The 12152-nt window shown below is 46.5% G+C and carries 6 protein-coding genes; 4 read left to right on the top strand and 2 right to left on the bottom strand.

Annotated features, from left to right (window positions below):
* Positions 1-136, bottom strand: a 136-nt coding sequence (locus IQ270_RS04035) for a cytochrome b6f subunit family protein (RefSeq protein ID WP_193971971.1), incomplete at its 3' end; no start/stop codon positions are given.
* A gap of 558 nt (positions 137-694) precedes the next feature.
* Between IQ270_RS04035 and IQ270_RS04030 the strand changes: the two genes are divergently transcribed.
* Together IQ270_RS04030 and IQ270_RS04025 are read left to right on the top strand one after the other, a co-directional pair.
* Positions 695-1903: a FecR domain-containing protein gene (locus IQ270_RS04030; RefSeq protein WP_228056065.1), complete on the top strand. Its 1209-nt coding sequence runs from the start codon at positions 695-697 to the stop codon at positions 1901-1903.
* 560 nt (positions 1904-2463) lie between these two features.
* Complete coding sequence (locus tag IQ270_RS04025; protein WP_193971970.1) at positions 2464-4293, top strand: CHASE2 domain-containing protein; 1830 nt, start codon at positions 2464-2466, stop codon at positions 4291-4293.
* Positions 4294-4593: 300 nt separating this feature from the next.
* Here IQ270_RS04025 and alaS read toward each other — a convergent pair whose 3' ends face one another.
* Entirely contained in the window at positions 4594-7290 is a 2697-nt protein-coding gene (gene alaS / locus IQ270_RS04020; RefSeq protein WP_193971969.1) for an alanine--tRNA ligase, read from the bottom strand.
* 1428 nt (positions 7291-8718) lie between these two features.
* Here alaS and IQ270_RS04015 point away from each other — a divergent pair.
* Together IQ270_RS04015 and IQ270_RS04010 are read left to right on the top strand one after the other, a co-directional pair.
* Positions 8719-9327: a hypothetical protein gene (locus IQ270_RS04015; protein ID WP_193971968.1), complete on the top strand. Its 609-nt coding sequence runs from the start codon at positions 8719-8721 to the stop codon at positions 9325-9327.
* A gap of 6 nt (positions 9328-9333) precedes the next feature.
* On the top strand, positions 9334-12150 hold the full coding sequence (locus tag IQ270_RS04010) for an OmpA family protein (protein ID WP_193971967.1): 2817 nt from the start codon (positions 9334-9336) through the stop codon (positions 12148-12150).
* Positions 12151-12152 lie beyond the last annotated feature (2 nt).

Genomic DNA, 12152 nt, shown 5'->3' with positions numbered 1-12152 from the left:
CTACTCCACTGCCGTCAACCATTCTGAATCCGTCAACAGTGCCTACGGGATTCTCCTTGATCTTGCCCACCATATTTGGAGGTATCCGATCTCTGAGGCGGCGCACCTTTACTCTCTGACCTACTTCTATTGCCACTGAAATTGTTCTCCTGCTCTATATAACCTATATACAAGCGTCCATTTTACAGTTTGGCGGGAGCGATCGAACAGCAACGCTAGCGACCAGATCGCCAGCGATAATTTTTCGGGGAAATTTCGACCGAACTTTCGGTAAAAGACGGTATTCTAGTCGGAGCTGCTTGGGTCGCGACAAGCAGCTCCGACTAGGGTTCCACAGCAACCTCCACTCGCCATCTCCCGTCGCACCGCTACCGATAATTATTTTTTATCGCTTCCTTAAACGAATCTTTTTATTAACTGCCACAATTACAGGATTTCTCCCCAATTGTTCATCCTTCCGGCAGAATGCAAAAAGCATTCATCAGCAGTAATAAATTTTATATTCGGTATAGATAAATACTCGTCCTAGAACCTTGACATCGGTCCAATCTCTTGCAGGGAAAGACTTAGAGTCTGGTATGCTAAATTTGCTGTAGATCAGAGTTTAGCAAAGGGGCTGGTTGTAACAGTTTACTAAAATTTGACAGTAAAAAGAAGATTTAATGCTAAGCTTTGTGGCTGAGAAAGCTTATTTTTGCTGCTGTTTGACAGCAAAAAAAATGGAACGATTGCCGGATTAAGGAAGTCTAATAAAGGAAAGGAAGTTGAGGAACTTCAACATGACAAAATTGAAATTATGAAGAAAATGTTTCCGTGCTGGCGATCGACCAAAATAGGGTTCAGAAGTTTGTCCTTGGCTGTGCTCGGCTGTCTGCCGGCATTTAGCGGGACGATCGCCAGTCCGCTATCTCCATCCCCCAAACAGCAGTCAAACCCTACTAAAATTGTTTCAGTGGATCGACCGCCAACAAAGCCTACGGACTCAAAGTATCCAGATTTTTCGGCAGGCCGGGCGGCAAATCCATCCCCAGCAGCAACCACAAACGCTCAGGGAACAGCAGCCGGACGATCGCTCGAAATTAAAGAAATTCGGGGTACTGTCAGCTTTAAAGGCAGGCCTGCCGTCGCGGGCGATCGGCTCCAAGCTCCCGGAGACGAAATCATCACCGGCGCAAATTCCACAGCCCGTTTGGCGATCGAAAACAACGGCGGCATCGTGGAAGTTGACGAAAACACAGCAGTCAGAATATCCAATTTGTCAAGCGGTGCAGGCGACGAAAAAAACACAGCCATTTTTGTGAGCAGGGGGCGAGTCAGGTTGTCCGTCGGCAAAACAAATGCGGCAACTCCGGCAGCCAACACCTCAACAATTATCCCGCCGAACCAAATTGTGGCCCTCAATACCTTCAGCGGACTCGGAAATTCGAGTCAAATTGCCCAACAAAAAAAATCTGCCAGAACCGCGCCTGTGAGGGTTGAAACCCCCGAAGGCGTGGCCGGAGTCCGCGGCACTTCCTTTGGAGTCAGCGTCGGCGACGGCAAAACCGCAGTCGAAACTATTGAAGGTGCAGTCGCAGTATCGGGAAGCACCGACTCAGAAGTCGTTGTCAACGGCGGCAGCGCGACGACAATTTTCTCTCAAAGCCAGCCCGCGACACCATCAGCGAGCCCTCGCCTAGTCGAACTCCAAGTCCGCAGTTTGTTCAGACTCAGCGGCGATATCTATCGCTTCAGCGGTCAAATTAACCCGATCAACATAATTTATGTCAACAACGAAGCGATTGAGGTCGATCGAGAGGGCAAATTCAAAATCCAAGGGATTTTACCTCCCAGCCGCCGCCTCAACATCGTAGTGCGAGCCCCCTCCGTCAGGGAACGGCATTACAGCCTTGCAGTTCCTTAAACAACTTATCTAGGAGTAAGGAAAGCGCGATCGCCTGTTTGATCTAGCGATCGACCGTCCTCACTCTTTTAAGATACAAGGGGCGGGTTCACTCTTGAGCCTGTGCTGCAAACAGGTTAAATAAACCCGCCCCCAGCCACAAAAAAGAGCCCGATCGATATTGGTGCAATATTTAAGTTATAGCCTTTCGATCTCTGATATGAGGTATAGCCTTTCTCTAAAAAGTGAGGTGCCCATTTTGCCAAGAAAAGCTTGATACTATAAGGGTTCCAGTATACCTCGGCATACCTCATCTTTCGCTGGAAACGCTATACTATCCGGGATATGCCCGCGCCGGACATATCCCGGATACCTCACTTTTTTGAGCACCAGTATATATACTAAATTTTATTTGGGTTGATTATTTCTTGTAGGGGCGAAGCGTTTTGCGGTGAATTTCGGCAGTCAAAATAAAGAAACTTTGCGGCAACGCTTTTCCCTTGCGCTATTGTAAAAAATCATGACTATAAATCCTCTAGAACGTCGGACTCGAATGTCAATTATTGCGTCAAATTAATTGCATGAAGTTCAAAAAATTGATTGAGCATCTCAAACATCAACCGATCGCCCTCCGGCAATATATAATCACAAATCCTCCCTGGATGACAGGCGCTGTAGCAGGCATAATTTCTTTAGCCATGCTGCAATTGGGAATGTGGAAACACCTAGAATATTTGGGATACAAAACACTATTTCAAATTAGACAATCGGGAATTTTGCCAAATCCGGGGTGGGATGCGAGAATTGCCGTAATTGCGATCGAACCCCAAAGCTTGCAGGAATACGGTAAATTTCCTTGGCCGCGCAATCGCTACGCCCAACTGCTGCAGGCTTTGAAAAAATCTCCCCCCACAGCAGTTGGTTTCGACATTCTTTTTCTCGATCCGAGCCCGAAAGATGATATTTTAACGGAGGCGATCGCCGCCAACGGCAAAGTTGTACTTCCGAGAACCACCAAAGAAGAACCTGTCGCATCTTTAAAAGCAGCCGCCGCAGGTGTCGGACACATCGTGCACGAACCCAACAGCGACGGCGTTAGTCGCGATGCAAAAATCTTTCTGGGATCTATTCCTAACTTCGCTTTAGCAATGGCTCACAGGTATAATGCTGCTAACCCGCAAAACCCTGTATTGCTGCCGCAGCCAGAACATCTGCAAGACGAAAAAGTCTGGGTTAACTGGCCAGGGAAAACACAAAATCTACCCACCTATGCTTTTGTTGATGTTGTCGAAGGTAGAATTCCTGAAAATGCTTTAGAGAATAAATTAATCTTAGTCGGCTTCGTCGCTACGGGTGTTGACCAGATATCTACACCTCTAGACAAGACGACGGCTGGGGTTTATTTATATGCAGCGCTGCTTGACAATTTGCTGAATCAACGATTGCTGCAGGGGCTGCCGCTACGGCTAGAAATTTTGTTACTGTTGGGAATTGGCCCGCTTACTACTTGGGTTCTGTGCAACCGAGGTGTTAAAGAGAGAATCGCGATCGTCCTCGGTTTACCTGTAATTTGGGTTTGCGCCGCTGCTGTCTTATTTAGCTACTATTTTTGGTGGATTCCCGTTGTCGCACCCATCGGCACTTTAATGTTATCTGGAACTGCTTTGCAACTGCGGGAACAATACGAAAAACAGCAGTTAATGAAGTTATTTGAAAAGCACGTCGCTCCCGAAACTGCTCAGCTTATTTGGCAGCGCAAAGCCGAGATATTTGAACAAGGAGAACTCGAACCTCAAGAACTTACAGCAACTGTACTGTTTATGGATATTCGCAGTTTTACTTCAATTTCCGAAAAAATGCCCGCGCGGGATTTGCTCACCTGGCTGAACAATTATTTGGAAGCGATGACCGACTGTATTATGGATCACGGCGGCGTTGTCGATAAATACATCGGTGATGCAATTATGGCAGTTTTTGGAGTGCCTTTTTGCCACACAGAATATTCAGAAATTCAACAAGATGCTTTGAATGCAGTTGCCGCTTGCATCGCGATGCACGAAAAGCTACACGAAATCAACCAAAAGCTGAGACTTGAACGCAAACCTTTAATTAAGTTTGGCATAGGTTTGCATACCGGACAGTTAGTTGCTGGTAGCGTCGGCGGTTCCCGGCGTTTGAATTATTCTGTGATCGGCGATGCTGTCAACGTTGCTGCTAGATTGGAGGCTATGAATAAGGAAATTGTTTCTGATAGTCCTTTTAATTTGTTGGTGACGGGGAGGACTTTTGCTTACGTGCGCGATCGCTACGATGGCCAAAAAGTAGGAGCGATTCAATTGCGGGGTAAAAAAGAAGAGACTGTGGTTTATGCTATTTTGGGGGAAAAGCAAGAGTCAGTGGTTAGTGGTTAGTAGTTATTGGTTATTGGTTATTGGTGATTGGTTATTGGTTATTGGTGATTGGTTATTGGTGATTGGTTATTGGTGATTGGTTATTGGTGATTGGTTATTGGTGATTGGTTATTGGTTATTAGTCAGTGGGGCGGTGCCCGTGCCCCCTCTTAGGATCGGGGATTAAATAACTTCCTACAAAAAATGCAAGTTATTTAATTCTCATTCCTTAGCCAACAGTCAACAGTCAACAGTCAACAGTCAACAGTTAACAGTCAACAGTTAACAGTCAACAGTCAACAGTCAACAGTCAACAGTCAACTAACCCAACCCTTCAATCAACAAATTGCGAGCAGATTCTAGCGCTGACTGCAACTTACTTGCATCGCGTCCCCCAGCTTGCGCCAAATTAGGCCGCCCGCCGCCTTTTCCGCCACAAATTTGAGCTATTCCCCCGATAAATTTGCCGGCTTGCAATCCTTTTCGATTAACTTCGGGACTAAAAGCTGCCACTAAAGTTACTTTTTCCGCATCAGCAACCGATGCCAAAACTACCGCAGCATTTCCTAATTTTTGCTGCAATCTTTCCGCGGCCGTTTTGAGCGCTTCTGCATCGACATCCCCCAATTGAGCTACAATGATTTTGAATTCACCGAGATCCTCAGCCGCATTTAGCAATTGGTCGGATTTCGCGATCGCCAATTCTGACTTCGCAGCAGCCAACTGTTTCTGAGTGTCCTTCAACTCGTTCTGCAAATTAGTAATCCGGTTGGGCAATTCTTCAGGCTTCGCCTTAAATCGATCGCCCAAATCGCGCACAACCTTGTCTCGCAGGTTCAAATAATCCAAAACAGCTTGGCCCGAAACCGCCTCAATCCGGCGAGTACCCGCTGCTACTCCAGCTTCGGAAACAACCTTAAACAGCCCGATTTCTGCGGTATTGCTGACGTGAGTCCCCCCGCACAATTCCATCGAAACGCCGGGAAAATCGATTACCCGCACCACGTCGCCGTACTTCTCGCCAAACATCGCAGTAGCGCCTTTTTCTCTCGCTTGGGCGATCGGCATTTCTGCAACTTCCGCAGCGTGGGCCTCAGCAATCCAACTATTAATTAAATCCTCAATCTTTTCCAACTCTTCTGCGGTGACAGCGCGGGGAGAATTGAAGTCAAACCGCAATCTCTCAGGCGACACCAGCGAACCAGCTTGGGAAATTGAATCATCTACAACTTGTCGCAAAGCTGACTGTAATAAGTGAGTTGCTGTGTGGTTCGCCTGAATGCGGCGGCGGCTGCTATTGTCAATTTTGGCAGTAATTTTATCGCCAATTTTCAGCGTTCCCCGTTCCACCAAACCGAAATGCACGAAGAAATCCGATTCTTTTTTCACATCATCAACTCTCACCAACAAACCATCACCATTTTCTCCGCTTTTCAAATAACCTCGATCGCCAATTTGTCCGCCGGATTCAGCATAAAACGGCGTTTTGTTCAAAACAATTTGTACCTCAGTTCCCGCCTCTGCCGATTCCACAGATTTGCCTTCAACTAAGATAACTTCTACCTCAGCTAAAATTGACTGCTTATTATAACCGACAAATTCAGTTACTTCAATAGTCTCAGCCAATTTATCCAAAGAACCCTGCACCGTCAAATCAATTGTTTGATGAGCATCTTTGGCGCGAGTTTGCTGTTCCTTCATCGCCCTTTCAAATCCGTCCAAATCGACAGAAATTCCCTGTTCTTCAGCAATTTCTTGTGTCAGTTCTAAGGGAAAACCGTAGGTATCGTAAAGAGTGAAAGCATCTTGACCAGAAATCTCTACTGTGGGGTGGGCATCTTGCCCGCCCCCAGAAAGCAACAAGCCAGACTCCTGTTCCACAAGAGCTTTTTTGACAATTTCTTCCAGCAGCTTCTCTCCGCGTTCCAAAGTTTTGAGAAACTGCGCCTCTTCCCTGGCTAATTCTGCTTTAATTTGAGCTTCGCGCAGGCGCACATTGGGATACGCTGCTTCCGAAAGGGCGATCGCACTTTCGGCCACAGTCGCCGTAAATTCGCCCTCAATTCCTATCAGCCGCCCGTGGCGCACCACCCGGCGAATTAACCTTCGTAAAATGTAACCGCGACCCACATTCGATGCGCGAATTTCGTCTGCAATCATGTGCACCACAGCCCGAATATGGTCGCCAATTACTTTCAGCGAAACCTTGACTTTTTCATCACTGTTGTGGTAATCAACTCCGGCAATTTTTGCTGCCGATTCAATGATGGGAAAAATTAAATCTGTTTCGTAATTGTTAGGGACTTCTTGCAGGATTTGCGCCATCCGTTCCAATCCCATCCCAGTATCAATATTTTGATTTTGCAGGGGGGTTAAATTGCCCTCTGCATCCTGATTGTACTGCATGAAAACCAGGTTGTAAAATTCGATAAACCTGCTATCATCTTCGAGGTCAATATTATCGCCTCTTTCTGGGTGGAAATCGTAGTAAATCTCGGAACAAGGGCCGCAGGGGCCTGTCGGGCCCGATTGCCAGAAATTGTCAGCTTCTCCCATGCGCTGAATTCGATCGCCCGGAATGCCAATTTCGTCGCGCCAAATCGCAAAAGCTTCGTCATCTTCTCGGAAAACACTCACAACCAAATTCGACGGTGACAAACCGAAAACTTCCGTGGAAAGTTCCCAAGCCCAAGCAATCGCCTGTTTCTTGAAATAATCCCCGAAACTGAAATTACCCAACATTTCAAAAAACGTGTGGTGGCGGGCGGTGCGGCCGACGTTTTCGATGTCGTTGGTGCGGATGCACTTTTGCGAAGTGGTGGCGCGCGGCGATTGGGCCGCCCGCTGTCCCAGAAATATCGGCTTGAATTGCAGCATTCCGGCGATCGTCAGCAACACTGTCGGATCTTCGGGTATCAAAGAAGCGCTGGGCAAAATTTTATGTCCCCGCTGGGCATAAAATTGCAGGAAGGTTTCGCGGATTTCGGTGCCTGAGAGAAACTTAGGAGAAATAGACATGACAAAAACTGTTAAGTATGTGAAGATGTAGCAACAATAGAATTTATAGTCCTAGACGCATCCCTGTCGAGAAATCGAGTTTTTCTACCAAAATACACGGTTGGTAAATCCTCAATCCCGGTAAAAAAAACCTGTTTCTTTGCGGGCGAGTGCATGAGTCCTAACTTACATCTATGTGGATATTAATATCATTATACTTAGTAATGTAAAGACAAATCAAGTTTTGCAAGTAGTGCTTTACTCCTGCGAAAGCTCGTGCTAAGTTAAATAATAGACACCGGAACAGAAAGAAACAGGAGGTCGCCATATTTAGAAGCAAACTTCAAGGATATAGGCATGGTGTCTCCGGTCTAGATTCCCCAGCGCAGCCGAAATTAACCTAACACAACTTGGAATAGTGGCAAAACTGCCGATCGGGCAGTCAAGCCAAACCGCAGTCGAGTCAGACTTATTGTGCTTGCGGATTAAAAGTAAAGTTGCACAAACTGTCAACCCTAGTAAGTAATTGTTCTTTACCGGAAACACATCCCGTTTGTTAGAAAAAACAAAACTCTCATATTATTGGGTCCGATCGCTGTCGATCGGGCCCTACGCTTTTTCAGAGGGAGACGGGGAGAAAGTTCGATGTCTATTCTTCAGTCTGCGGATGCGGAGGAAAGTTTGTGCAGGGAGCATCTGTGTTTTGCAAAAAGAATTTTTTTATTGAGCGTGCGAGCTGTCGCGAGCTCGCGAGTTGCACAATCCGCGATCGAAACACGCTCAACTACAAAACACCAGATGCTCCCGTTTGTGCAGACCTGATTTTAACCGCCGAGTTGGATCTTTCGAGCCACAGATCGTATCACGTCCGGTCATCGTAACAAAAACAGTTCGTGTGCGGACTAAAGTCGGCTCCTGGTTGCGGACTAAAGTCCGCACGCGCGAACCAATTTTATCGTTGTGAATCGACGAGACAGGATATTATAGATATTTGCACCGGTGCGATCACGTCCGCCCCTTTTTTTGCCGTGACCTAGATGCCCCGGCATTAGGCGCTCTCAAAGATGGGATATCATTGAAAAGTCAAGACAAGACATTAAAACCTACCCCCCTGTATAGCAGGAAAGTCTAAGCTTGAGGAGCTTGCTGCAAAACAAGAATAGCAAACCGCCATTTTGGGCCACAGAACCCGCCCCAAGAATTTGAATCTCAGGATATAAAAGAGTCAAAACTCTAAAAAATCCCCTCCCCGACGCAGGGGTGAGAGTTTCAAGCAATAAAGTTCTGCCAACTCAAAAAAAGGCAGTTCAGCCAACTGTTGCGGTAAATCACCGCAGAAAAAGCCCCCGGCACGTCTTTTGAGCCTACTTAAAATGCTCGACAGGTAGTTTAACAAAAAATTCAACACAGTTCCAAAACTTACAATTTAGGGAGATTCGAGGTACAAGCATGGCAGAAATAACTAAAGAAGAAATGCGCGAACGGCTGGGAAATATCGACCAGATTCGAGATATAATTTTCGGGGCGCAGCTTAGAGAATACGACAATCGTTTTGATAAAATAGATTCTGAACTGTCAATGATGCAGCAAGATGTGCAAAGTCGCATCGAACAGATAAAAGCAGTTCTGTCAGCCGAAGTCAAGGTAGCAGTTGATTCGTTTGAAAAGAAAGTTAAATCCCTAACCTCAAACACGCAAGAAGAAAGTGCCGATCTCCGCCAGCAAATCGATCGCGTTAACCGGAAATTCTCCAGCAGCATAGAATCACTCGACGAGGCGATCGACAATCAAACCAGTTCGATTCGCGACGAACTCTCCCAAACCCGAGAGCGACTCTCCGAAGAAACCCGCACTCTGAAAACACAAGTTTTTGAAGAACTCGATCGGCGCTTTTCCATGCTCCGAGATGTTAAAGTTTCCAGAGACGACATGGCAGAAATTCTGTTTGAACTCGGTATGAGGCTCAAAGGAACAGAATTTGTCCCCGAACTAAAAGGCGTTACTGACAATAAGTTAAATAACGAATTTCTGTTGCCGGAGCGCCACCACCACGGATAATAACGCATGGCTTTACCGAAAGAAAATCCAGCAGATGAAAATCAGCTAGAGGGTTTTGTTTCTCAACCTGACGAGTCCGCGGCCTCGGCCGCAACCCAGCTAGAACCCTTGCTGAATCTGTTAGTCGAACTCAAAATTTTAGCTGGTTCAAACCAGCAAAATGCTGAGTCCGAAAGTGACAGCAGCAGCAACGATCGAGCTGGGACCCCCGGCGGGTTGATGGATTTGTTAGGTATTTCTGAGCAAGACCCAAACGAAATTGCACCGCCGCAAAACCCAGATTCCGAAGCTGACATAATCAACAAAAAAGGTCAAGCCGAAGCCCTGGGCGGGTTGATGGATTTGTTAGGTATTTCAGATTTGCAAGAGCCAGAGGAAACTGCACCGATCGCTCCGCCAAAAACTGGCTCTCAACAACCAAAATCTACACAGTCGCCGGCTGTTTCAGGCGATTCCAAAAGTTGGCTGTTCGATACTCACAAACTCAAAAGCTCAGAACTAGAAAGAAACTATTCCTCAGCTAAAACTATAGATATTTCTGCCGATGTTTCCGATTTTGAGAGAGAATCGCCTGACTTGACAATATCAGATTTTCCGCAGAAAGTACAGGCGGAAAAATTCCAAGATTTCGACACCGCTTTAGAGAATTTGTCCGATCGCCCAAATCTGCAACCGCCCGCAGCAAATGAGCCAAATGCCGCAGTTCCCACAATTCCTGCGCCTTCGGAAAAAATATATTTAGATGCGGTAGTTCACAAGCTGCAATCGATGCCAGAAGTGCCAGAACAGCCGACACCGATATCGCAGCGCTCAGAAATATTAGGCGAAATTAAACAAGACTTAAATGAAGCCGACAGCGCGATGGAAAGGCTGCAAACTCTGATTTTTGGCTCGCAAATGTCGGATATCGAGCAAGTGAAAAACCTCCTGGCGCAAAACGACTTGCCAGGTGTGCGCCAACTGATGGTAACTATCAACGATAAATTAGGAAAACTCGAACACCAAATCTACGATCCCCAAGAGCTGATCGCGCTGATGCTGCCTTGGATCGCACAAATTCTCAGCCGCAAAATTACCGATTCCCGAGAAGAAGTCGTGCAGGCGATCGGGCCAATTATTGACGAAGTAATTAGAGCAAAAACCGTGGAAAACAAGTCGGCAATGAGTTCAGCAATCGCTGAGCTACTCCCCGACGCACTTTCTCAACAAATAGAAAATTCGCCACAAGATATTGCTAAGGCGATCGCCCCAGAAATCGGCATGGCAATTAAAGAGCAAATTCGCCTCGACAAAGAGTCGATCGCCCAAGCCCTCGCCCCAGAAATGGGCAAAGCGATTACAGCCCAAATAGAACTCGAACGAGACGCAATGGTAGATGCCCTCTATCCAGTAATTGGCAACACTATTTCCAGATACATGGCAGAAGCAATCAAGACAATCAATGAAAAAGTGTCAAATGCCATGAGCGTGGAAGGAGTTAGGCGCAAAATTCGCTCCAAAGTACAAGGAGTCTCCGAAGCCGAATTAATCCTCCAAGAATCAGTACCCTTTTCCATCCAAGCAGCCTTCTTAATTCACAAAGCATCAGGCTTAGTGATTTCCGAAGTTCAAAACTCCGAAAGCTACCAGTTAGAATCAGAAATGGTAGCAGGAATGCTCACAGCTATTCGCAGCTTTGTGAACGAGTGCATCGTTGTGCCGGGAGAAATTTCCGAACTCAATCAAATTGAATACGGCGACTCAAAAATTTTGCTAGAAGTAGCGGGATACTGCTACATGGCAATCGTAATTAAAGGAGAACCGCCAGACTCGTTCATCAAAAAAATGCGGAAAACACTTAGTAATCTCATCCTTAACTACGCTAAATTAATTCACGAATTTAACGGCGACCCCGATACTATACCCGATTCGCTGCACCCGTTTATCAAAACTTTATTCGACCCACTGGAAAAGGAAAAATCCACCAAACCTCCGATCGCCCTAGCCGGGATCAGTTTAGTCGCCCTCAGCTTAATCTTAATACCTTGGGGAATGTATCAGTACCGCCGCAGCATCGACCGCCCCCTGGTAACAAATGTCGCTTTAGCTTTAGCATCGACCCCAGAATTAGCAGTTTACCGCTTAAACGCCGACGTTGAAGGCAACACTCTCAAATTAACCGGAAAATTGCCAAATCCAGAATTGCGGGCAAAAGCTGAAAAAATAGCTGCATCAACTCTACCAAATCTGAAATTAGACAATCAAATTATCGCTGTAGATGTACCTCCAGACCCAGTTTTGACGGCGGGAGAAGTACAGCGGATTACCGCTGTTTTGAACCAGATGCAGGGCGTTTATATTTCTAGTCGGTATGGCGATCGCAAAGTTACAGTAGAGGGCACAGTCACCGACACTGCCGACTCGCAGAAAATTGCCCAATCCCTGAAGCAAATTCCCGGCGTTCAGTCCGTCATCAGCACTGTTAAACTAGATCCGCTCACAATTCCAAGCCGCATCTACTTTGACCCTGGAACGACAAAATTAGACTCAACATCAGCAGAAATCATCGCCAGTGTCAAAAAATTCATGGATCGATATCCTCAAAAACATATTAAGATAATTGGGCACAGCGATGGAACTGGGGATCTTGCCACCAATCAACGATTGTCGCTCAGGCGTGCCGCTACAGTGCAAGATGCTTTGGTGCAGCAAGGTGCTGACCCCAAGCGCCTCCAAGCGGTTGCCAGCTCAATTCCTCCCGACGGCGTGGAACCCAATCAGCCGCTAGTTTTAAGCAGATGCGTACTATTTGAACCAATAACTAAGAGCATAAACAGCAAATAATT

The organism is Microcoleus sp. LEGE 07076 (genome assembly GCF_015207455.1).
GTDB lineage: Bacteria > Cyanobacteriota > Cyanobacteriia > Cyanobacteriales > Microcoleaceae > Microcoleus.
This window is presented reverse-complemented; position numbering and strand designations above follow the sequence as displayed.

What these genes read in the sequence shown, in the direction of transcription:
- IQ270_RS04025 (WP_193971970.1), top strand. Translation starts at nt 2,464, where the DNA reads ATGAAGTTCAAAAAATTGATTGAGCATCTCAAACATCAACCGATCGCC.
- alaS (WP_193971969.1), bottom strand. Translation starts at nt 7,290, where the DNA reads ATGTCTATTTCTCCTAAGTTTCTCTCAGGCACCGAAATCCGCGAAACC.
- IQ270_RS04015 (WP_193971968.1), top strand. Translation starts at nt 8,719, where the DNA reads ATGGCAGAAATAACTAAAGAAGAAATGCGCGAACGGCTGGGAAATATC.
- IQ270_RS04010 (WP_193971967.1), top strand. Translation starts at nt 9,334, where the DNA reads ATGGCTTTACCGAAAGAAAATCCAGCAGATGAAAATCAGCTAGAGGGT.